Raw genomic sequence first — 21,119 nt, 5'->3', positions numbered from 1 at the left:
TTTCACCGATTCTTACAGGAGATGTCTGTTGCGTTTAGCTCTCATGGTAGCCATTTTTATGCTTCTTTTCGTGCGTTGTGTCATCGCTGATACTGAAATAAGACTGTGGGATAGGGATGCCGATATCCCCGGCATGCATGATTATATACACCTGTTTACACAACTGACCGAAGCTGAATACGGGCCTGTTTCAATCACGCTGTCAGTATCCATGGAGCAGGGCCGGGCCGTCAAAGAAATGCACAGTGGCGAGCTGGTCAATGTTGCCGTGCTCGGTAACCAAAAATCTCGCGAAGACGCCTTATTGCCGATCTACTTTCCGCTGGATAAAGGGCTGCTTGGCTTGAGGGTTTGTGTTATCCGCGGCGCGGAACCCAATTTGTTTAAGTCAGTGCGCAATGTTCGTGACTTGCGAGAGCAGCGCTTAGTGATTGGCAGTGGCTCACATTGGCCAGACACCAATATACTACTGGCCAATAATGTATCGGTATCTACGTCACCCCGGTACAAGAGCTTACTTGAAATGCTGGCACGAAAGCGGTTTGACTGCCTAACGCGCAGTCTTAACGAGGTTGAGGCGGAGGCACAAAAATATCGCGCGTTGAACCTTATTGTGGATGAACATGTTGCGTTGGTATACCCGTTAGCGAACATGCTGTTTGTATCACCGGCTTATCCGGAGTTGGCGGAAAGACTGGAGAAGGGATTATTGTTGGCGCTTGCACAAGATAAGATTGATCCCATCTTTGACCGCTATTTTGGTGACGTGATTGAGGAACAACGGTTTTTTCAACGCAGAATGATGATCTTGGAGAATCCGGAGCTTTCTGCAAAAGCGCGTGCAGCAATTAATGAATACGGTTTACTGTCTTTCGAGGAAGCTAATCATTAGGTGCAAAACGTGAAGCTCAAAAGCGGGCGCCGCAACAACGTTTGAATTTTTTCCCGCTGGCACAGAAGCACGGCTCATTCCGGCCCAGTTTAATCGGACCACTTTCGGCTTTGATGTCGCCATCGTAATAGCGCCAGCGCCCGTCCTCTTGAATAAAGCGCGAGTGCTCTGACAGCAAAAACAGTGTGCGCGAAGCAGACCCCATCGCTGAGGGCTCAGAATAGTACGCGCTGAAATCAACGCTATTGTGCGATGCTGCAGTAACCACCAGTCTGTGCCATTGTGTCTGTCGGTTCTCATTACGCAGCTGCTGTGCGGTTAAGCTGGGGCGGGTCTCGGTGGCATAAGTGGATAACACGTAATCATAAAAACCCAGTGCATACGCGCTGTAACGAGAGCGCATTAATTGCTCACAGCGTATTGCTTCCGTGTCAGATGAATCACCTGTCAGCAGAGGCAGACAGCAGTTTGTCAGCGCGCGCCCCGAACCACATGGGCAGGCTGCATCAGCCGTGGCGTTACTCAGAAAGTTCGTCGACACTAACAAGGCATTTGTCTTTGAAAGTTTTTAAGAAGAAATCCACCTCTGGCATCGTATCTACGTAGGTGCTCAGCATGGCCTCTAGACGCGTTTTAACATGATTAAATTCACGATTTCCAAATGTGATTTCATCGCACGCTTTTAGATAAGCTGCGATCAAATCTGCTGCCTTCACCAGCTTTTTATATTCAGGGTCAACCGCGGATTGCACTATCAATGGCTTAAACGTATCTTGCAGCGCTTCGGGAAGCGTTTGCAAGCATTCCAGCTCTGCCATTTCTTCCAGTTTTTTGAATTCCTTCGTCAGTTCGGGATTGTGATACTTGGTAACGTGGTTGATATCCTGTAGCTTGGTTTCTGAAATTTCGTGGTACAACGCGATGGTGACCGCACGCTCGGGGCTAATCGTTCCCTTGAAATAATGATTCTTGATCACCGCCAAAAGATGACTGATGACAGCGACTTGATGCGAGTGCTCAGCGACATTTTCGTTTTTGACAGAATGCATCAGCGCCCATCGCTTGATCAGCGGCATGCGCAATATCCACGCGAGAAACGTACTTTGTTTAAGGTGCGAGATCACGGTTCAACCCTGTTTGTAATAGCTAAAGAAGTCGGCGATACGTTGTAACGCCACACTGAGTTCGTCTTGATGAGGTAAAAACACCAGCCGAAAGTAAATGCCATCGGTCAGGTTAAACGCGCTGCCGTGAACCAACAGGATCTTCTCTTTGTTGAGTAAATCCATGATCATTTGTTCATCGTTATGAATATTAAATTTTTGCGCGTCTACTTTGGCAAAAAGGTACATCGCGCCGAACGGTTTTACGCAACTTATCCCGTCGATCTCGTTCAACAGGCGGTACGCCAAATCACGTTGTACTTTGAGTCGGCCGGTATCATGAATAAGCTCGTTGATACTTTGGTAACCACCCAACGCCGTTTGTATCGCATGCTGACATGGCACATTAGCACACATGCGCATTGAAGACAGGATGGTCAGCCCTTCAATATACTCCTTTGCCGCGCGCTTTTCGCCACTGACCAGCATCCATCCAGCACGAAAACCTGCCACCCGATAATTTTTAGACAGTCCGCTAAAGGTGACGAATACTATATCTTCGGCCAATGCAGCAATACAGTGGTGTTGTGCGTCGTCATAAACAATTTTGTCATAAATCTCATCGCTGAAAATAACCAGATTATTGTCTCTGGCGACCTCAACAATCTGTTGCAATAACGCTTTACTGTATACCGCGCCCGTCGGATTATTGGGGTTGATCAGTACGATGGCTTTTGTTTTCGGTGTAATTTTGTTTTTTATATCTTCAACATCTGGAAACCATTGCTGGCTCTCATCGCAACGATAGTGCACAGGGGTTCCTGATGAAAGACTCACCGCTGCTGTCCATAAGGGGTAATCTGGGCTGGGCAGAAGTACTTCATCGCCCGTATCAAGCAAAGCTTGCATTGACATCATGATCATCTCGCTGACACCGTTACCGATGAACACATCATCCACTGATGTGTGCTTGATGCCCATGGACTGATAATACTGCATCACAGCAACACGCGCGGCATAGATGCCGGTTGAATCTGAATAGCCTTGTGCTGTGGGCAGGTTGCGAATAACGTCTTTAAGAATATCGTCCGGCGCATCAAACCCAAAAGGGGCAGGGTTACCGATATTCAGTTTAAGGATACGGTGCCCCTCGTCTTCCAATTTACGCGCTTGTGCGGCAATCGGACCTCGGATGTCGTAACACACATTATCCAATTTTTTCGATTTGCCGACCTGTATCATGCTCTTTTCCAATAGGTTATGTCACCGGGCTGGTAGAGTAATACAGGCGCTTGGTTGATGTTAAGAGAAACTTGGTTCAGCGCTGAAATTTAACGTTACATCTTATTACTTGCCCTGTAAGCGATAAATCAGCAATCTAACTAGAGCGTGTTATTTTGGTTTTATTGAACATCCGGTAGAAGTCGATATGGCATTACCCTTAATATGGTTAGGCGCAGGTGTGCTTGCCGCCGTTGCAGGAACCAAACTGAGTCGGGACGGATTGAAGTCACGAGGTGATATTAAACACTTTCCGGGTGAATGCCGCCTCGTTTCTGAGCCAGCCAATGGCAGCGTGGTGTGTTGCGGGATCTATGAAGTTTTTCAACACTCCGGTATCTGGGTCGATGGAAACATCATTGAGCTGCGCGGAAACGGTTTGGTGCGCGCCATTTCGCCGCAACGATTTCTTAAAGATCGTAGTGGCAACCGTATTTATGTTGCGTGTGATGAATCGCGCACCCCACTGGTGAGTGAGGGCTGTGCTGCGCGAGCAATCGCTCAGGTATATCAATTCGCTGACTACGATGTTATCGGCAATAATTGCCATCGCTTTTCACTGCAATGCGTGCTCGGCTATGACCAGCTTGTTACGCGATTTGGTTCACTGAACGCGGCATTGCGACATCATTTCAACACCACCTTGTACTGGCAGCCCATTACTGACTAACATGGGGGGGGATGCTTTTTCAGTGAATACCCATCCCATTCTGAGTAAATTATCAACGCACCTTTATTGATCCAGCGCTAAAAAAACCCTGAGAAATTTTAAAAAATACCCTTATAATTGTTAACGAGCTGTGAACTATTGTTTGCTATGTCATCGTATTGACTAATCAGTGAGCACTATCGGTTCAATTAATCGTTCTTCAGTAAAAGGATCAAGCATGTCTCAGCATTTCAAAGAAACACCGCACAATGCCATTACGGACAGCAAAATTGCACGTGTCATACCCTGTAAACAGTTGGACGTTGGCGACCCGATTAAGTGGCTTTCCTTGGCTTTGAGAGATTTTCTTCGCACGCCAGGATTGAGTGTCGCCTATGGAATTATGTTTGCGATTATTCCATGGATGATTGCTTATTTAGTCCAATTGACCGGTTGGCACTTGGTGATCATGCCTGCCATTGTGTGTTTTATGCTCATTGGTCCTTTCTTAGCGGCTGGGCTGTACGATATCAGTTGGGAACTAGAGAAGGGGCATAAGCCAACGATGCTGCACTCGCTTAAAGCCATTAGCCGAAACGCAGTCAACGAATGGGGCTTTGGAATCTTGTTGATGGTATTAATGATTTTCTGGTTGAGAGTCGCGTCTCTGATCCACGCGCTTTATCCCGAATACTTAGACAATACGCTTGAAAATTTACTACCCTTTCTAGCCTTGGGAACGATTGTCGGAGCGGGTTTCACGCTATTGGTATTTTTTATCAGTGCATTTACCCAACCAATATTGATGGAGCGTAAGGTCGATATCGCTACAGCTGTACTCACCAGCATGAATGCTGTGTGGTTAAATAAGGTTCCTATGCTCATCTGGGGCGCTATCATATTCAGCGCTGTTGCGATTGGTTTTGTTACCGGTTTTGTGGGCTTTATCTTTTTAATGCCGTTAATTGGGTACGCCACATGGCATGGCTACATTGATACGATTGAAGTTAAACGCGAGCGAAAATACGAATAGCTTTTAGATTTATCGGCCGCTGTAGTGCGGCCGATTTTGTCTTAGCTACTCACAATCTTATTAGGCAGGCAGACGCTTGGACACCATGTGTTGACAACGCCGCCAGAGCGTTTGGGTTTTATGGCGCATTTTAAGCAACGATATGTAGGTCAACGGGATCAGTATCAAGCTCGTGAGCGTGGAGAACAATAAGCCGCCGATAATGGCGATTGCCATCGGCGAGTAGGGCGGTCCGTCGCCACCGATGCGTGTTGTTCCAATGGCCAAAGGAATAAGGCCAAGTACCGTGGTTGCCACCGTCATCAAGATGGGCCTTATGCGCGAGCCACAGCCTTGGAGCACGGCATCAAAAAGGGTCATTCCCTCATGAATAAGCTGATTGATCCTATCAACCAATACGATCCCGTTATTCACCACAATACCCATCAAAATCAACATGCCGATCATACCCATGACTGACATGCTGGTGCCTGTGACAAAAAACGCCCAAAACACACCGGTGAATGAAAACAGCAACGAGGTGATAACGGCCGTCGGCAGGAGTATCGACTCAAACAATGCAGCCATCACCACGTAGATCATGCAAACCGCGAGCAACATATTCATTTGCATAACGGCATTTGCTTCATCTTGGCGTTCAAAACTGCCGCCCAGCATCCACTCGTAGCCTACTGGCAGTTCCACCAGTTGCATCGCTTTTTCGATTTGGGCTTTCGCTTCTTCCAGCGTCACGTTGTCATTTAAATTGGCGCCAATGGATAGCGCCGTTTGACGATAGCTACGGTTAATTTGCGCCAATTGCCGCTCGACACGGATCGTCGCTACCTGATCAAGCGTAATCTGCTGACTGCCATCGCGACGTAAAGTGAGCGCTTTAAGATTGGCAACCGATGATTGCAATTCCTCGCCGTACATCAGCCGAATGGCAATTTCGCCATTGGGGTCGTGTCTGAAGGTACGCAACGCTGAACCACGCAAAGCGGTACTGATCAGGTTGGCAACGTCTTGTGCATTCAGCCCAAAACGAAATGCTTTGTCGCGATCAATGCGGATCTGTAGCTCTTGGCGCAGCGCGCCCGTATCCGCTTTAACATCGGTCAAACCTGGCAGACTGGCAAGTATAGGAACGATTTGCTCACTCAGTTCCAGTAATCGCTCAGACGACTCACCGAGCATCGTCATCCTCACACCGCCGCCATCATTGGTGTCCCACTGAAAAGACGGCTTAGCGCGCACAAAGGTTGGCATTTCAGCGCGGATCCTTTCTTTCAATTCTTTGACCGGTATTGGCAAATTGTCCTTTAACGTGATCCCGCTGACAGCATGACCGGGGTTAAAGTAACTGTACACCTGCTTAATGTGAAAGGCTTCCTGATTGGCGTACAGAAATGCCTCCATCTTGTTTACGGTCATTTCGACCTCTTCTAACGTGTAGTTAGTTTGCATGTGGTAGTTCAACCAAATACGCTCGTTATTATTATTTCCATCACCATCTTGCGTGACATACTGCATGGGAATCGCAGTACTGAACAAGACAAGCACGGCAAACAAACTGGTTTTGACGGGATTATTCAGTGTCCATCGAAGTATTTTCTGATACCTCGACAGACCATTTGAAACCGCGAGGTTGCGCTGTGGTGGCTTGATCTTGCTGGCCAATAAGGGGATCAATGTTTGGGAAATAATCAATGAAGCAAACAGTGAGATACAAATGGCGATGGCCACGTGCTCCAGAAAGACGGTGACGTCAATCTTGACCCCTACGATATTAGGAAGAAATACGATGGCGGTGGTAGCCGTGCCAGCAAAAACGGCCAGGCTGACATTGGCGACACCGCGTTCGGTGGCGATGCGTGCGTCAACGCCGGGTCGTTTCTCCTGAAAGATGCTTTCGGTAACCACGACAGCATTATCTACCAACATGCCTACCGCCAACATTAAACCCATCAACGACAGAATGTTCAGGGTATAACCGAACAAATACATCATGCCTAACGTAATGCATATTGAAAAGGGGACTGAGAGCACGACAATCAAGGTAGTAGAAAGTTGACGCAAAAACACAAGCAGAATGGCAATCGATAATGCGGCGCCGATTAAACCTGCACCGATCAAGTCAGACAAGGACTCAGTCACGCTGCTAGCGACGTCATCCATAACAAACAGGCTGATGCCATTGAAAGCGGGGTTTTGTTTGGCTTCATCAATCACCTTCATAACGCTATCAGAGACTTCAACAAGGTTGCTGCCCGATTCCCGAAACACGTTAAACCCGACCGCGTATGTACGGTCAAGATGCCGGCCCTCATTACGCGGTGGTGTTTCATAAGTCACAGTTGCAATATTTCCCAAGGTCACGCCGGGGCGTATCAATAACTGCTTGATATCGTCTAACTGGCGAAACTCGCCCTGCGGCATCAGCGTGATCTGTTGGTTTAAATCGGTGATGTGGCCCGCATTGATAGCAAAGTTAGCGTCTCTTAGCGTCGTTGACAGTCGATTCACATCGACATTCAGGGCGGTCACGCGCTCAGGATCAATACGGATGACAATATGCTTTTTTAATACACCGTATAGCTCCACTTTCGACACGCCAGGTACGCGCTCCATCGGGCGTTTCAGATTGCGTTCCAATAAATCATACGCACTGGATAAGTCTCGCTCGCTTGATACCCGCAACTGAAATATTGGCATGTCATTGGTATTGAACTTGAAGACCAAAATACGCTCAACGTCATTGGGTAGGAGATGGCGTATTGCATCGATTTTTTCACGCGCCTCAATGCTTTTGGCTTTGATATTTTCGTCCCACGCAAATTCGACAAAAAGTTCAGCGCGGTCTTCAAATGAATTTGCGTAGAGGCGCTTAATACCCGACATCGATGCGACAGCCTCCTCCACCGGGCGTGTGATCATGCGTTCGATTTCTGCTGGCGTCGCGTCGCTGTACGGCACTTGCACCACCATTTGCGGGATATCAATACCAGGAAATTTTTCCAGCGGTAGCAGGCGACCCGCAATAATGCCAAACACCAGCAAGCTGAGAAAACACATGCACACGGTGACAGGTCGGCGCATGGCAAAGCGCGCTAACGCGGCAGCACCGAGCTGCGTTTTCGTTGAGTGGGTTGAGTGGTTTGTATTATCCATGTACGGTCACCTCATGCGAAGGTGATTCGACATTGAATGATTTGCGCTCGAATAAACTGTACATAACCGGCAATAACACCAGCGTAAGTAGGGTAGAGAACAGCAGCCCAAAAATAACGGTGATAGCCATGGGGATGCGCATTTCCGCGCCGTCACCCGTGCCTAATGCCATTGGGAGTAAACCCAGAACAGTGGTCAATGTGGTCATTATAATGGGACGCAACCGATGACTCGCCGCTTGTTTAATCGCTTGTGTTTTCGCCATGCCCTGTTCGCGCAGCTGGTTGATCCGGTCAATCAATACGATGGCATTATTGACGACAATACCCGCCAACATAATCATGCCAATAAACACCACGACACTGACGTGAGTTCCTGTCAACCACAGACCATATACCGATCCTGCGCCGGCCAGTGGCACAGCAATCAGAATGAGCAGCGGTTGAAATAACGATTCAAACTGACATGCCATAACGAGATACACTAAGAATACCGCCAATGCCAAAGCGAATTGTAACGACGTGAAACTGGTCTGCATGTCTTCGCTTTGCCCGGCTATTTTGGTATTCATTGTCAAAGGCAAAGGGTAGTCGCGCAAAATAGCCTGGATCGCCTCAACGCCTTCTGAAAGGTCACCGTGTGCCAAATTGGTTTCAATCAGGGCAACGCGCTGTTGACCCACACGCGTCACTTCACTGGGGCCCACATCCATGGTGAGTGATGCCACAGCGCGCAGTGGGACCGGTTCTGATGAATTTGGGTTAACAATAATATTGCCGATTGCTGCAATCGAATCGCGCTGGCGCTCTGATGTTCTTACCAACACATCCACTTTACGATCGCCAACACTGTATTGGGTGGCAACATCGCCGCCCACTTTGCTGGCAATCAACTGCGATACACTCGACGCACTCAAACCCAATTGATTGAGCTGTGCGTGATTAAAGTTGATTGACAACTCTGGGTTACCTGCGCGTAACGTAGAACTTACGTCAGTAAATCTAGAGTGTTGTTCTACCTGCTCAGCGATGCGTTCGCCATGATATTGCAGTGCCTTAAGATCATAACCGCTGATCTCGATCACGATGGGCGATGCAAAGGTAAACAGCTCGGGAAAACCGAGACGGGTTTCGACGCCGATGAAACCGGCACTGTAATCGCGTAGCGCTTGTTGAATAGATGCCACGTCCTGCGCTGAAGCATTTTTTTTTGCAACGATGTTTATCTTGCCCCAGTGATCGCCGCCTTGTGATGGGGATGCTGACACCAGACTACCGGTGCCTGCTATTGAGTAGGTTCTCTCTACCCCTTCCAGTTGTTGGGCGAACTGGGCAATATTTTGTAAAGTTCGGTCTGTTTCTCCAATGGGTGCGCCTGTGGCGTGGTTGATCTCAAGATAGAACTCGTTTTGCGCCATTCTCGGGATCAACTCCATTCCCAACTGTGGTATCAGTAAAACCGAGGCAGCGCTGGTGGCAACAATCAATGAGAGCGTAACGATGCGCGCGTTCAGTGCGGCATTGAGTAGTCGGTTGTACAGCGCGGATAGACCGCTAAAAGCGTGATTAAACAACCAACACAATGGCAGAAAAACAAAATAACCTATCTTTGCGATGATCCGCCACACCACGATAGCGAACAAAAATAATGCAGCGGGTAGGCCAACGAAAAGGATACGGAACACCAGCGCGAACGGCCATAACACGATCGCCGTCACTTTACTCAATCCCTTGCGTTGACTGATGGGTATAGAGGGCGTAGTCGCAAATGCGGGATCAACCGATTCAGGCGACGCATGTGTGCGCTGCCGACTTGCCAGCATCGGGATTAAGGAGAGCGCGACTACCAAAGAAGCCAGTAGCGCGAACGTCACAGTGAGGGCCTGATCGCGAAACAATTGACCGGCTATCCCTTCGACAAACACGAGGGGGAAAAATACAGCCATTGTGGTCAGTGTAGAGGCAATGATTGCGCTGGAGACCTCCTTGGTTCCGTTTTGTGCTGCTGCTCGGGGGTTGTCGCCAACACGTTTGCGGCGGTCAATGTTCTCAAGCACAACAATGCTGTTGTCCACCAGTAAACCAATCGCCAGTGCTATTCCGCCCAAACTCATGATGTTGAGACTGATCCCGTTTCCATACATTAGGTTGAACGTGGCAATAATCGAGACCGGAATAGACACTGAAATGATCAGTGTTGGCCAGAACGAACGCAGGAATAAGTAGATGATTAGCATGGCCAGTAAGCCACCGATTAATCCGGCTGATTTCACGTCACTGATGGCGCGCGAAATGAATTCACTTTGGTCATATACCTCAGTCAGCTCATACTGAGCAGGGATCTGTTCGCGCAGATTAGCTAACGCGGCGTCGACCCGCTCAGCCACTGCCACACTGTTAGCATCGCCTTCTTTGTAAATCGCAATTTCACTGCCTTCAAAGCCATTGAACCGGGTTACCGCATCCTGTTCCTTGTACGCTGCAGTGATTTGTGCAATGTCGCCAAGCCTAATATTGCGCTGCTCGCGATTGACGATGTACAGGTTACGAATATCATCAAGGGACTCAAACTGATTGAGTGTGCGCACTAAAAACGCCTGAGCTCCATCGTTGATCCGCCCCCCCGCGGTGTTGACATTTTCCTGTCTTAAGCGCCCGACCACGGTGTTGAGATCAATATTCAGTTGGCTCGCTTTGGCTTGATCGACCAGTACATGGATCTCATTTTCGAGTCCGCCACCCACACGCACTGACGCGACACCTTCAACAGACTCAAGACGGCGTTTAATTTGTTCATCGGCGTATTGACGCAATCCTTTCATTTGCGCCACGCTCACGCCTTGTGAGCTATCGGCAAACCCTAATCCCATTCGAATAATCGGATCCAGACTTGGATTAAAGCGCAGCAGCCGCGGCTTAGCGATATCGAGTGGCAATTGCAGCACATCCAACTTCTCACGAACCTCTAAACTGGCAAAATCCATGTCCGTACCCCAGCTGAACTCAAGCACCACGTCTGACTGTTCGGGTCGCGAGGTACTGGTGACTTTGCGAATACCTTTAACGACACCAATACTTTCCTCAATCGGTTTAGAAACCAATTGTTCGACTTCAACAGGTGCTGCGCCGTCATAGTCGGTTCGAATAGTGAGGGTTGGGTAGGAGAGTTCTGGCAACAGGCTGACACTGAGTCGTGACAAGGACACCATGCCAAACAACAAGATTGCAAACGTAAACATACAGATAGCAACGGGCCGTTTAACCGCTAAATCAACAAGTTTCATTGTGTTTAATCCTTATGCGGGGTACTTAACCCAAGGTATTGGGCGCTGCGGCGCTGATCACTTCGACGGGAGACTGATCTTTCAGGTTGTGATGACCGGCAGTGACAACGGTTTCTGTGCCAGACAGCCCGGATAACACTTCAACGAACTGTGCGTCTTGGAACCCAGTCACAATGTCGACTTTATTGGCAACGCCATCAGTGACGACAAAAACACTGTCTTTATTATCAATGGATAACAATGCACGGCGTGGCAGTAAAGTCGCGTTTTGATGTGTTGCATATTGCAATGAGACTTCAGCAAACATGCCACTCATCAGGCGATTTTGTTCATTGGGAACTCGAAGCGTGACTTTAAATGTGCCCGTTTGCGCATTTACCACCGGGCTAACACGTTGAACATAGGCGGTCACAGGTGCCGCGCCAATGGCTTGAATCGATAGCGTGGCCTGCTGGTCCTTTTGAATGTTGGCTAATTCTTTTTCAGGTAAATGAACAATCCCGAGTAACTCACGTTGCTGTACAATGTGAAACATACGCTCGCGTTGGAAGCTTTCTGTCAGGTTACCCACTTTGGCGTTACGTTCGGCGATAAAGCCGCTGATAGGAGCGACTATGGTAGCTTCCTTTAAATCGAGTTCGGCAAGCGCGAGTAGGGCTTGTGCTGATGCATGTTGGGCAGTGAGTTTGTCGACCGTGTCGTCGCTGACAAGCCGTTGCGAATAGACCTTATGAATTTTATCCAACTCTTTTTGGAGGCCCTGTAAATCAGCTTTTGCTTTCTCGACATTAAGCTCGTATCGCTTAGGGTCGAGTTGTGCCAGTACTTGACCTTTTTCGACGTAATCACCTTCTTCCACGTATATTGCATCGATTATCCCTGAGGCCCGCGCAACCACAAAGGCTTCCTCTTTCGCTTCAAGAACGGCGGTAGTGACATAATGCGAACTGATGTCGCCAGATGAAACCGTGGCAGCTTCAACGGGAATAGCGACGATTTTGTCGTCTTCTTTCGTTGCTGTGGTGTCGATAGCATCGGCGTTACCGCAACCCGCCAAAACAGCAAGTAGTAATATCGACGTGACCCGTTTTAGCCAATTTGCGCGATTTCGGTGTGTTGAGAATTCCATGAGTGATACTCCAATGTGTTGTTTCCCATCTCAGAGCATCACTTGTGCCAACGCTATGGAAATATAAATACCTATTTGTATCAATAGTTTACATAAATAGAAAAACGCCTATTGGTAAATATACTCACTCCCAACCGGTTAAAAAAACCAATTGATAGCGAATTACGCTATTTCTTCAATAGCATAGCTGGTGGTGATATTCACGCTACCGTGCAGCATCAACATGACCGAACAGTACTTCTCAGCTGACAGCTTCACCGCTCGGGCGATTTGATGCTCTTTGATGCCTTCGCCTCTGACCACATAGTGTGCGTGTATACTCTCAAACACGCGCGGCGCTGTTTCAGAGCGCTGTGCCTGCAATTCGCAGCGGCAACTGCGTAAGTCAATACGCGACTTTTTCATAATCTCAACCACGTCGACAGATGAGCACGCGCCTACCGCGACAAGCACCGATTCCATAGGCGATATAGCCTTTCCATCACCGTCCATTTGCGTCGTATAGCCCGTATCCGTTATACCTTCAAAACGCATATCGCCTTGCCAGTGTACCGTTGTTTTCATTCGCATTGGCCTCCGTAAATATTCAAATCAGTTTGATGCTGTCTTTACTAAGCAGGATTTTCTTTTGCTTAAACAAGGTGCCAATCGCTTTTTTATAGGCGCCCTTACTGACATTAAAATGAGCGTAGATTTCTTCCGGAGGGCTTTTGTCGGTCAGTGTGGACAGACCTCCATGAGCTTGCAGATCGTCCAGTATCTGTTGCTCCAGGCTTTTGCGTTGTTCAATACCATCAATTGTCATGCTAACGTCGACTTTACCATCGCTGCGCACTTGCTTGACGAAACCGTTAAAAGTATCACCGGTACGCAAAGGTTTCACAGCATCTGAGAAAAACATTAAGCCCAATAGCGCGTCGTTGATCATAACCTTGTAACCTAAGTCGGTTTTAGCGTACACCATGGCTTTTACCGGCGACTTTGCGCTTAACGAATTGTCTTCCAGTGTTTCAGGATAGAAATAGTGCAAACGGGTACTGCCCAGCAAGCGCTGGGTATCATCATCGTGGTAGAGATGAACAAGGTAGTCTAAACCTTCCGCTATCGGACGTTCCTGATCATGCTTGAGTACCATCAAGTCACGTTCTAGGCCCCAATCAAAAAATGCCGCAAAATCAGTCACTCCGACAGCCGTTAACAATGCGCATTTGTCACGCTGAAGTTTAGCCGGCGAGGTTTTTCCGACGAGGGCACCGTCATGGTCATAGTATACAAATACGTCGAGTTGCATACCGATTTTACAGCCTTTAGGGGCGTGTATACTGGTGAGCGCTACCGAGTCAGAAGACGTTTCATCGGTTAGAACGTATGCAAACGGTAGTTCGTCTACCACCGTTAGACGATTCATTGTGCCAACTGTTATCATTAGTTCCAGATTCTTTACAAAACATCGTACTATCATACGCACTGTTGAAACAAAGCAGAACCGAAAGATCAGGGAACATGCCATGCAATTAAATTGTGACTTGGGTGAAGACTTTGGCCCATGGTCCATGTCGGTCGACGATGCCATTTTCGATTCAATTGACCAAGCAAATATTGCCTGCGGGTTCCATGCAGGTGATCCCTCTACTATCGAAAAAGCGGTGCGTAGAGCAATAGAGGCGAAGGTGCGTATTGGTGCACACCCTGGCTATCCTGACTTAGTCGGCTTCGGTCGGCGGCATATGAGCATGGCGGCAGATGAACTGGCTGCCTGTTTACGATACCAGATTGCGGCGCTTGAGGGGCTGACCCAATGCTGGGGAGGTCGGCTTACGTATGTGAAGCCTCACGGTGCGTTGTATAATGACTGTGTCAGCGATGATAAGGTACGCCATGCGGTCTATGCGGCAATGGCAAACTTTCCACATCTTGACTTAATGCTTCAGGCTCACTCTCACTTTTCGCATTGGCAAGCCGAATGCAAACCCCAGTCATTAACGCTTATCGCTGAAGCCTTTATTGACCGACGTTACCAAGCCAATGGGTCATTGACGCCGCGCAGCGAAAAAGGGGCAGTTTTGACGCCACAGGAAGCGATTGAGCAAGGGCGATTGCTGATCGAGCACGGTAAAGTCATTGATAGCACCGGATCGGAGCTTGATGTTGTTGCACAGTCACTGTGTGTACATGGCGATAATCCCAAGGCTCTGTCGATCGCGCGTTCGCTTCAACACATCATTAAAATGTCATCGTGAAGCAGCGCTGGCTGACACAATGGTCAGTGCGACATTTTTTGTTGAGCGCTGAGAATGCCATCACGATTTATTTTCAGGGTGATACGCTGGTTCAACAAAATAGCCGCGTCGCGCAACTGCATCGCCATATTCTTGCTCAAGCACCAGCATGGCTTGAAGAATGCGTGCCCGCTTTTGATACGCTGATGTTGCAATACGATGGGCTAAGCGTCGATCACTATCATGTTTTACAGTGGCTTGACGGCTTAGAAGAACGACACAGCGAGTCAATAACGTCGGTGCATCACACCATAGATATTGTATTCGACCGTGCCGATGAGCTTGATTTAAACCGCGTGTGCAGTTCACTCGGGATGGACCGTGACGCGTTTATTCAGCGATACTGTGACGCTGCGTTGCGCGTCTACGCAATCGGATTCTCTCCGGGCTTTGCTTACCTTGGCGAGTTGCCTGATAGCTTACAATTACCGCGTCGTGATGAACCACGAACGGTCGTTCCCGCAGGTACGTTAGCGATAGCAGACGCCTATACTGCTATTTATCCCACTGAATCTCCGGGCGGGTGGCATTTGATCGGGCGCTATGCCCGCCACAGCAAAACATTACTCTCATTAAATTTCAAGATTGGCGATACCGTCGCATTTCGGGATGTGAGTGGCGATGAGTGACGCATTATTTCAGGTCAAAGAAACCGCGGCATTGTCCTGTATTGTGGATAGCGGTCGGCGCGGGATGCAGGCACAAGGTATTAGTGCGAGTGGCCCGATGGACTGGTTTGCTTACACAATCAATAACCGCTTGCTCGAACACACTGAGCCTGCCGCGCAAGTTGAGATTACCGCCGGACAATTTCGCGCTGTTTTTGCTCGACCATTGCGCATAGCCATCACCGGAGGAAAGGCGCATTGTGAGCTCAATCAACAGCCTATTGAACAGTGGAAAGCCGTGCACGTTGAGAAAGGCGATGTTCTACAACTGGTCATCCAGCCGAACGCGGCTAGGCTCTATCTAGGCGTGTCGTTCAGTATCGACTCGGGTACACGCTACAACAGTCGGTGCACCGTGGCGCGCGAAAACGCCGGAGGTCTGGCTAATGACGGTAAGGCGCTGAATTATAACGATACCGTGTATGGCGCACCGACCGATGTGCAGTATCAGCGTGAGGTGGATGAGAGTCGATTGTCGGATTTAATCCGCCGGGTTTATCAACACGGTCCTATACGAGTTTTGCCCGGCGAACAGGTTGAGGTGTTTTCTCGTCTCGCCTGGCGACGGTTGTTGTCTGAGTCTTATACCCTCACCGCACAATCTAACCGCATGGGGCTGCGCCTTCGTGGCAATCCTGTGCAAAAAATGCAATTTAAGATGCGTTCAGAACCCTTGTCCTTTGGTTCGATGCAGGTTCCGCCTGACGGTCAACCGATTATCATGATGTCAGACAGGCAAACACTCGGCGGGTATCCGAAGCTTGCCAAAGTAGCCCACGTTGATCTGCCACGCCTTGCGCAGACTAGCATTGATCAGCAAATTTCATTTTCAGGCGCCGATGCAGTGACAGCAAGAAATGACTGGCGTATGCTTGATTTATCGATACAACGAATTTTTTATACAGACTCATCATCATGACAATCGCTTATCTCAACGGACAATTCTTACCGATAGAAGATGCAAAAATATCGCCACTGGATCGCGGTTTCCTATTTGGTGATGGAATTTATGAAGTCATACCCAGTTACGCTGGGCGCTTAGTGGGTGGACAATTGCACGCCATACGCATGGCGAATGGGTTGCGTGAAATTGGCATCGAGTTTAACAACAATATCCATGCACCAGACTGGCAAATGATCGCACAGCAATTGGTAGACAAAAACCAAGCCGTGCTGGGCGAGCATATTGGCGTTTACATTCACGTAAGCCGGGGTGCCGATTCGAAGCGTTTTCACGCATACCCAACGGGCGTAACACCGACCGTGTTTGCATTTGCGTTTGGTATACCCGCGTCAAATAAAGCGGACCGGCGCAGCGTGACCGGACTGAAGGTGAACACCGAACAAGACCTGCGTTGGAGACGGTGCCACATAAAATCCACCTCACTCTTGGGTAACGTGATGCATTTTCAGCACAGCCAAGATCAAGGGGTTAATGAAACCATACTCTACAATGAGCAAGGTCTGGTCACCGAGGCAAGCGTGTGTAATGTGTTTATGGTGAAAGAGGGTAAGGTCTATACGCCCCCTCTGGACAATCAATTGTTACCGGGGATCACGCGCAGAATGGTAATAGACAGTCTACACAAGGACGGTACGTTGACGGTCAGCGAACGGCAAATAGGACTGGATGAGTTAAAATCGGCAGATGAAGTTTGGCTGACCAGTTCAAGTAAAGAGATTGCGCCAGTGGTGGAAATTGATGGTAAAGCGATTGGTCAGGGTGAAGTAGGGCGAGTATGGGAACAAGCACTCGCCAGTTACCACACTCACAAATTTTCGTTCTAATCGTCTGCGTTCTCGCAGTTGCCGTTATTGCACTCACCATACAAATATAAACTGTGGTGGGTAAGTTTCATATTGTGCCGCGCCGCGACTTCTTCCTGGCGTTTCTCAATCACATCATCTTCAAATTCGATCACTTTGCCACACCGCAGGCAGACGAGGTGATCGTGGTGTTTTTTATGGCTGATTTCAAACACAGACTTGCCACCTTCAAAGTGATGGCGATTGAGTATTCCTGCGTCGTCAAACTGATTCAGTACCCGATAAACCGTCGCAAGACCAATCTCTTCGTCCTGTTCAATCAATATTTTGTACACATCTTCTGCACTGATGTGCTGATTATCTGGCTCTTGTAGGATTCCCAAGATTTTCAGGCGCGGCAGAGTGACTTTTAAGCCGGCTTTTTTAAGTTCTTTATTTTGATCCATCAGAAGCTTCTTTGATTTATTTAATGAGCGCCATTATAGGTGACTTATCAAGATTTAAAAGGGAAAGACGATAATAACAATAGCAGAATGGCAAAACTGAGTCGCCGAATGGATCCGGTCTAAATGCTAAAAATGCCTTACAATTTATTTACAATATGTCCCGTTCGGCTAGTCACCAAGTGGTACGATGTGGTAAAAAGCCATTGCATTCATCAGACGCCATGTGTCGGCGATTCATAAAAGCAAGATTGTTGGTACATTATGAAACTCACTGTTATTCAAAAAATCGTATTTGGGTTTATCGCTCTGGGCATGCTGTTGATGTTAACCAGTTTTCTCAGTTACATCGGCTTGGTGGATATACGCAGTGCGGCTGAATCAGTTGTTGAAGAAAAAATGCCGGTTCAAGCGAAAATCATCGGTTTTCAGGCGAACAGTTTAAAGCTGGCCAACATTACCACTAACGGTTTTCATGAGCGCAATAGTGAGGCGTTGGCGCAGAACTACACGCGCTTTCAAACCACGAAGACAGTCTTCGAACAGGATTTGGAAGCACTTCGGCAGTTATTATCAAAGGAACAGTTAGCAGTGCTTGCGCAGCCACAACAATTTTTAGTGGCCAGTGAAGCCATGTATGCACAGCGTAAACGGCACCTGCTATTAAATAGTACGATTAGAACGTTGGGAGAAGAAGTGCTATACGCGGCAGATGAAGCCAGTGCGTTGATGCTCGACCTATCATACCTGAGCGGTGATGATCCGGGTCTGCAAACGCTGATTGGCGCCGGCACTGGTATCGATAATAAGTTGTCGCCGATGTTGGGAGGCATTAAAGAGCTTTCGGCCTCAAATGATGGCGAAATGACCGAGCGTATTATTGGTGATCTGGAATACGCAGTCAGCAATATCGAAGTGGATAAGGATTATATCAATCGACTTGCCGAAACCATCGATGATGAAGGGTTGGTCGAGTTGTTCAATGAACAGTTTATCGTGTTAAAGCAGCTATTGGAAAAAGACGACGGCTTGTTTGCGTTGCAACGTGCAAAAATCGACGCGATCACACAGGCGGCTGAGCAAAATCAAATCGCCAGAGCATCACTCAACGCTATGTTGGATGGGGTAGATCAACTCACCGCGCAAATCAGTGAACAGACGCTAGCAGGGCAAAACGATATATTGTCAAATGTTCAGCTTAACGTCACCAAAAGTATATTTATTGCTGTGCTCGGTTTAATGGCGGTCGTGGGTTTGGCGGTTCTGGCAACCCGCAGTATCGTCACTCCTTTGTCGCGTGTAAATGCGGGTCTGGATAAGCTGATCCAGGGCGATCTAACGCAGCGTTTAAGCGATGAGGGTCATTGTGAGTTCGCTAATCTGGCCAAAAAAGTGAATGAACTCTCAAACAGTTTACGCATGCTGGTTGGCAACATACTTGAGCAAGAAATCGCGTTGGATGACACCACCAGACGCAGTATTGACATGAGTAAGCGCAGTTTGGAGCAAGTGGGGCAGCAGCGGGAACAGATCAAGATCACGTCTGAGAATACGCACGAAGTGAGAACCAAGAGCCAAAGTAACCTCACGCAATTCGAGCGGTCCATGGAGCAACTGCGCACCGCGAACGAACAGAGTCAGGAAGTGATTACCTTGTTGAGCCACAGCCGAAAGCAAGTTGAAGCACAGGCGCAACAGGCGGAACAATCTTCACAAATTATCGCTCGACTGGATGAAAATAGTCGTAACATCGGTAGCATCCTTGACGTGATTAAAACCATTGCCGAGCAGACCAATCTACTCGCACTCAATGCAGCCATTGAGGCGGCTCGTGCGGGCGAGCAAGGGCGCGGATTCGCGGTAGTCGCAGACGAAGTGCGCACGCTAGCGAATCGAACTCATGACTCCACCGAAGAAATCGAGAAGATGATAGGCTCGCTTCAGGTTGACGCCAGTCAGGCAGTTAAAGCCATCAAAGATGGCAGAGAACAGGCGCAGGAAAGCGTAGAATTAACCCAGAAAGTGAACCAGCAAGTCAGTGATATTACCCAGATCGTACTTGCGCTCACCAAAATTAATGACCAGATCGTTTATGATACAAAAGATCAGGATGTACTGCTGGAGCAGGCAGCGAATAGCCTGGATCAGATTGTAGAATTAGCTGAACAAGCGGCACACAGTACACAGAAGTCGGCTGAGGTTACCAGCGAAATTGAAACGCAAATGTCGAGCCTGAAACAAGCGGTTGAGAAATTTAAGATATGATCCTAACCGTGGCCTCATGAGGCAATAGGCTAAAACTCACAAACTCAAACTCCAGTCCAGAGCTTTCGATAAACTCATAGAAGGCTTTAAACTCATGTTGCTGGTATTCGGGGTAGCCTAAAAATTCATCGAAAACAATCACGGTGCCGGATTGAATTAAACCGCCGAGGCAATCAAAAATGGTTTTTGTCGAACTGTAGATATCACAATCGATATGCAGCAGCTTGATGGGAGTAGACTGCGTTTTTGCATACTCTGGAAGCGTGTCGTCGAACCAACCCTGATGCAGCTTCACATTGGTGGCTACATCTGGCAGTTGTCCGCCGGTCGAATAGCTTCCCTCTGCTTCATCGGCTTTCCATTTTTCAGGTAATCCATTGAAACTATCAAACCCATCTATGACACCAGCGTACTCAGCGGCGAGATAGTTGATGGAGCGACCATAATACACGCCACACTCAATCACACTACCTTCCAGTTTGGCGTGTTGAAGGGCAAGCGACAAATTTTCCAGCGTGGAACTGGTTAACTTTATCTTCGGGTTTGCGGCTATTTGTTCGGAAATAAAGTCAATCGATGTTCGATGACTTTGCGTGCGTATGTCGTGAGGTAAGTGCCCCAGCAACGCTTTTGCTTGCGCCGATTGTGTTAATGTATAGAACGCATAGAGCGTGATTAAGATATTGGGATCACTTGGGTTATGCTGAAATGCTCTTTCCACCGTTTTAATGGCGGTTTCTCGACGTTGTTCACAAAACTGCAATAGACTGAGGTTTACTGCCGCATTGGCAAAACCCGGTTGAGCCATATTAATCCGCACCAGCAACTGCCTTGCTTTTTCAATCGAACCCAACATGATATGCGCGTTAGCGAGACTCATCGCGTGAACTAATGAGGATTCTTTATTAAAGGCACTTTCAAATGCACTCAATGCGGCGTGATAGTCGCCCAATTTCCACTGGCAACGGGCAATGTTCCACTGAACGTGCGCGCTGTTATCTTGGATGGATTGATAGAGGGCTAATGCAGCCTGATAATCTTCATTGTTGTAAAGAGATTCAGCGTGTTGAGTTGGATTTAACATGACCGTTTACACTCTTTGTCGAAAAGGTAGGGCAGACGCCTTTGATCATAAAAAGGCGCAAGAGCGCCTTTCGTTTAATGTGGATGCCGCTGC

At 48.2% G+C, this 21,119-nt stretch carries 18 protein-coding genes; 8 read left to right on the top strand and 10 right to left on the bottom strand.

Annotated elements, in window-relative coordinates; translation table 11 throughout:
• Positions 1 to 28 precede the first annotated feature (28 nt).
• On the top strand, positions 29 to 892 hold the full coding sequence (locus KIU71_RS08365) for a transporter substrate-binding domain-containing protein (RefSeq protein WP_214130780.1): 864 nt from the start codon (positions 29 to 31) through the stop codon (positions 890 to 892).
• Positions 893 to 908: 16 nt separating this feature from the next.
• Here KIU71_RS08365 and KIU71_RS08360 read toward each other — a convergent pair whose 3' ends face one another.
• Genes KIU71_RS08360 through KIU71_RS08350 form a run of 3 tightly spaced genes read right to left on the bottom strand, consistent with a single transcriptional unit; the run spans position 909 to position 3,237 of the window.
• Positions 909 to 1,433: a YchJ family protein gene (locus KIU71_RS08360; RefSeq protein ID WP_315853269.1), complete on the bottom strand. Its 525-nt coding sequence runs from the start codon at positions 1,431 to 1,433 to the stop codon at positions 909 to 911.
• On the bottom strand, positions 1,411 to 2,016 hold the full coding sequence (gene yfbR / locus KIU71_RS08355; protein WP_315853268.1) for a 5'-deoxynucleotidase: 606 nt from the start codon (positions 2,014 to 2,016) through the stop codon (positions 1,411 to 1,413). Before yfbR ends, KIU71_RS08360 begins: the two co-directional genes overlap by 23 nt.
• Positions 2,017 to 2,019: 3 nt before the next feature.
• Positions 2,020 to 3,237, bottom strand: coding sequence for a pyridoxal phosphate-dependent aminotransferase (locus KIU71_RS08350; RefSeq protein ID WP_214130779.1), 1,218 nt, complete (start codon positions 3,235 to 3,237; stop codon positions 2,020 to 2,022).
• A gap of 187 nt (positions 3,238 to 3,424) precedes the next feature.
• On the opposite strand from KIU71_RS08350, the gene KIU71_RS08345 reads away from it, so the two are divergent.
• Together KIU71_RS08345 and KIU71_RS08340 are read left to right on the top strand one after the other, a co-directional pair.
• A complete protein-coding gene (locus KIU71_RS08345; RefSeq protein ID WP_214130778.1) occupies positions 3,425 to 3,946 on the top strand; it encodes a hypothetical protein in 522 nt (173 codons plus the stop codon).
• A gap of 217 nt (positions 3,947 to 4,163) precedes the next feature.
• Positions 4,164 to 4,958 carry a DUF2189 domain-containing protein gene (locus KIU71_RS08340; RefSeq protein ID WP_214130776.1) on the top strand — a complete coding sequence of 265 codons (795 nt, stop codon included), beginning with the start codon at positions 4,164 to 4,166 and terminating at the stop codon, positions 4,956 to 4,958.
• A gap of 60 nt (positions 4,959 to 5,018) precedes the next feature.
• On the opposite strand, the gene KIU71_RS08335 is transcribed toward KIU71_RS08340, so the two are convergent.
• The 5 genes from KIU71_RS08335 to KIU71_RS08315 form a co-directional block, all read right to left on the bottom strand.
• On the bottom strand, positions 5,019 to 8,108 hold the full coding sequence (locus KIU71_RS08335; protein ID WP_214130775.1) for an efflux RND transporter permease subunit: 3,090 nt from the start codon (positions 8,106 to 8,108) through the stop codon (positions 5,019 to 5,021).
• Complete coding sequence (locus KIU71_RS08330) at positions 8,101 to 11,391, bottom strand: efflux RND transporter permease subunit (protein ID WP_214130774.1); 3,291 nt, start codon at positions 11,389 to 11,391, stop codon at positions 8,101 to 8,103. Before KIU71_RS08330 ends, KIU71_RS08335 begins: the two co-directional genes overlap by 8 nt.
• Positions 11,392 to 11,416: 25 nt before the next feature.
• Positions 11,417 to 12,520 carry an efflux RND transporter periplasmic adaptor subunit gene (locus tag KIU71_RS08325; protein WP_214130773.1) on the bottom strand — a complete coding sequence of 368 codons (1,104 nt, stop codon included), beginning with the start codon at positions 12,518 to 12,520 and terminating at the stop codon, positions 11,417 to 11,419.
• Positions 12,521 to 12,682: 162 nt separating this feature from the next.
• The gene (locus KIU71_RS08320) at positions 12,683 to 13,084 is read right to left on the bottom strand and encodes an OsmC family protein (protein WP_214130771.1); all 402 of its coding nucleotides are present in this window, start codon (positions 13,082 to 13,084) and stop codon (positions 12,683 to 12,685) included.
• A gap of 22 nt (positions 13,085 to 13,106) precedes the next feature.
• Entirely contained in the window at positions 13,107 to 13,946 is an 840-nt protein-coding gene (locus tag KIU71_RS08315) for a CvfB family protein (RefSeq protein WP_214130770.1), read from the bottom strand.
• 82 nt (positions 13,947 to 14,028) lie between these two features.
• On the opposite strand from KIU71_RS08315, the gene KIU71_RS08310 reads away from it, so the two are divergent.
• From KIU71_RS08310 to KIU71_RS08295, 4 genes are read left to right on the top strand one after another with little or no spacing between them, the layout of a single operon-like run.
• On the top strand, positions 14,029 to 14,760 hold the full coding sequence (locus tag KIU71_RS08310) for a 5-oxoprolinase subunit PxpA (protein WP_214130768.1): 732 nt from the start codon (positions 14,029 to 14,031) through the stop codon (positions 14,758 to 14,760).
• The gene (locus tag KIU71_RS08305; RefSeq protein WP_214130767.1) at positions 14,757 to 15,428 is read left to right on the top strand and encodes a 5-oxoprolinase subunit B family protein; all 672 of its coding nucleotides are present in this window, start codon (positions 14,757 to 14,759) and stop codon (positions 15,426 to 15,428) included. Before KIU71_RS08310 ends, KIU71_RS08305 begins: the two co-directional genes overlap by 4 nt.
• On the top strand, positions 15,421 to 16,386 hold the full coding sequence (locus KIU71_RS08300; RefSeq protein ID WP_214130766.1) for a 5-oxoprolinase subunit C family protein: 966 nt from the start codon (positions 15,421 to 15,423) through the stop codon (positions 16,384 to 16,386). Before KIU71_RS08305 ends, KIU71_RS08300 begins: the two co-directional genes overlap by 8 nt.
• Positions 16,383 to 17,255 carry an aminotransferase class IV gene (locus KIU71_RS08295; protein ID WP_214130765.1) on the top strand — a complete coding sequence of 291 codons (873 nt, stop codon included), beginning with the start codon at positions 16,383 to 16,385 and terminating at the stop codon, positions 17,253 to 17,255. Before KIU71_RS08300 ends, KIU71_RS08295 begins: the two co-directional genes overlap by 4 nt.
• Here KIU71_RS08295 and fur read toward each other — a convergent pair.
• Positions 17,252 to 17,680, bottom strand: coding sequence for a ferric iron uptake transcriptional regulator (gene fur / locus KIU71_RS08290; RefSeq protein ID WP_214130763.1), 429 nt, complete (start codon positions 17,678 to 17,680; stop codon positions 17,252 to 17,254). The two genes, KIU71_RS08295 and fur, sit on opposite strands and share 4 nt — an antisense overlap.
• A gap of 261 nt (positions 17,681 to 17,941) precedes the next feature.
• Between fur and KIU71_RS08285 the strand changes: the two genes are divergently transcribed.
• Entirely contained in the window at positions 17,942 to 19,942 is a 2,001-nt protein-coding gene (locus tag KIU71_RS08285; protein WP_214130761.1) for a methyl-accepting chemotaxis protein, read from the top strand.
• Here the strand turns inward: KIU71_RS08285 and KIU71_RS08280 are convergent.
• Complete coding sequence (locus tag KIU71_RS08280; protein WP_214130760.1) at positions 19,932 to 21,026, bottom strand: tetratricopeptide repeat protein; 1,095 nt, start codon at positions 21,024 to 21,026, stop codon at positions 19,932 to 19,934. The genes KIU71_RS08285 and KIU71_RS08280 overlap by 11 nt on opposite strands.
• Positions 21,027 to 21,119 lie beyond the last annotated feature (93 nt).

Source organism: Alteromonas oceanisediminis (assembly GCF_018474025.1).
Taxonomy (GTDB): Bacteria; Pseudomonadota; Gammaproteobacteria; order Enterobacterales; family Alteromonadaceae; genus Alteromonas_E; species Alteromonas_E oceanisediminis.
This window is presented reverse-complemented; position numbering and strand designations above follow the sequence as displayed.